The 2100-nt window shown below is 31.3% G+C and carries 2 protein-coding genes; both read left to right on the forward strand.

The window, feature by feature from the left end:
* Positions 1-167: 167 nt before the first annotated feature.
* Entirely contained in the window at positions 168-1658 is a 1491-nt protein-coding gene (locus HMPREF9078_RS11295) for a M12 family metallopeptidase (RefSeq protein ID WP_051035604.1), read from the forward strand.
* An 11-nt stretch (positions 1659-1669) separates the two neighbouring features.
* Entirely contained in the window at positions 1670-2032 is a 363-nt protein-coding gene (locus HMPREF9078_RS04845) for a hypothetical protein (protein WP_009419626.1), read from the forward strand.
* The last annotated feature ends 68 nt before the right edge of the window (positions 2033-2100 follow it).

Raw genomic sequence — 2100 nt, forward strand, 5'->3', positions numbered from 1 at the left:
CAAAATAATTTGTATCTTTGCATCGCTTGTTACCTTTTACCTACTTGTACGGCTCGCACTGCCCGTCATGCTACAACCAACATAGTATTAATTTGAAAAAATCTTTAAAATTTGGATTTGTAAAGAAAAAACATTATCTTTGTATCGAAATTTAAATACTAATCATTATGAAATGTTTAAAATTCTACAACAGAAATGTAACAAGTTTATTATTAAGCTTGTTAGGAATGCTACTTTTTTTATCTTCTTGTTTTAAAGATTTAGAAGAGGAAAAAGAGGTTTTAGAACCTCAAAATCAAACTGTCAGTGAAAATGTATTTGATGAAAACACATATTCATTTACAACTATTGATTTATGGGGCAGTAAAGCTGCAGTTCGTGATATGGGAGATTATTATATCTTCCAAGGAGATATCTTTTTAGACAAAAAAGATATTGAATCTCAACCGAAAGATTCTCTTGCTATGATTACTGCATCCGCAGCAAGAATAGATAAGAGATGGCCTGGCAATAATGTGTATTACACTGTAAGCGGAGAGGGAATTAGTAATAATGACCTAGAACTCCTTAAAGAATGTATAAAGGAAATTGAGGATAACACCTACTTGACTTTTTATAAACGTGTAGGAGAGCCTAATTACATCAATATTGATTTTATAAATTCCACAGAATTTAAGGCTTATTCTAATTTTATAGGAATGAAAGGAGGAAGACAAGAAATTAGAATTACAAAAGGAGCTTGGAGAAGAGGAACTATCATTCACGAAATATGTCACGCCTTAGGGTTGTATCACGAACAATGTAGGGTGGACAGAGATAAATATATCAATGTTCTTTTTAATAATATTCCTGAAAAAGACCTTTATCAGTTTAAAACTTATAGAGAAATAGGACACAATGGGACAGATGTAGGAGAGTTTGATTTTATGTCTATTATGCTTTATGGTTCAACCTATATTTATAAAGATGAAAAAAGTGGTGAAGAAAAGGAAATCTTCGCTATGTGTAAAAAAGATGGTTCTACATTTTATCCACAAAATTATGGGCTTTCTTCTGGAGATGTAGAAGGCTTGATGGTAGCACAGCCTCCTGCTCATTTCACTTTTTGGCAGGTGGGTAATCCTGATCCTATTTTTTCCCCTTATGAATACACTCAAAGTAAATATTTAAAATGTCCTGAAAGAACAAATGTTAAATTCAAATTACAAAGATTGTTTACAATTAATTACAGTAGTTTTAATCCTAAAATAGATCCCAATCAGCCATTCCCTGGATTCGATGATGAGGGCAATCCAATAGGGCAATTAGGAAATTTCACATTAGATGAGTTTGAAATAAAACTGACTATTTCTATTCAAAACAAAAATACTTCAAGAGTTATTTACACAAAAGAAATGTTGTTTAATGAAGAAATACACAAATGGAAAGACGACTACATCAGTGTTGAAATTCCTAAAGGTTTCTATATAGTAAAAGCCTCTTTAACAGGAACTATAAAAAGTGTAGATGACAGCCGAAGGAGAAAAATATTAGAAAAACTTATGTACTCTCCCAAAGTGTTTTTACACTTAGAAGAATCCTCTGTTAAAGGTAAGAATTTGTATATTCCTAAGGAGTTTGGAAATAGATTAAAAAGATATACTTTTATTCAAATTTAAAGTCTATTTTTATGAAAAATATCATTTTTTACACGCTTATTGTCTTGTTTTTGCTTTCTTGTAAAAAAGAAAAACCTGAATTTGAAATTCGAAGAAGCTATCACACTTTTGTGATTGACGGGCATTTAGAGGAATGCTCTTTTCAGATGTTTACAGGTGTCTTCGAAACAAAATGTTATAGGGTTACTAATGAATCTAACAATACTTTCAGGCTCGCCATAGGAGATTTAAAATTCGACGCTTATGAAACAGGCTATCGCTATACTGTAAGAGTGCTTTGCGAGCAAAAAATTCTTAACCGAGAACCCTATCAAGACGAGACGTATTCACCTCAATACATTGTTTTAGAGGTGCTAAAAAAAGAAAAACTATAAGTGTAGCAAATGTATAAAACACGTCCTTGATGTGTTTTAGATTTTAATTTTGATAATAAAAAAGTCGC

This window comes from Capnocytophaga sp. oral taxon 380 str. F0488 (assembly GCF_000318255.2).
In the GTDB taxonomy this organism is placed as follows: Bacteria; Bacteroidota; Bacteroidia; order Flavobacteriales; family Flavobacteriaceae; genus Capnocytophaga; species Capnocytophaga ochracea.

Coding starts and splice junctions, on each gene's coding strand:
- HMPREF9078_RS11295 (WP_051035604.1), top strand. CDS start 168: ATGAAATGTTTAAAATTCTACAACAGAAATGTAACAAGTTTATTATTA.
- HMPREF9078_RS04845 (WP_009419626.1), top strand. CDS start 1,670: ATGAAAAATATCATTTTTTACACGCTTATTGTCTTGTTTTTGCTTTCT.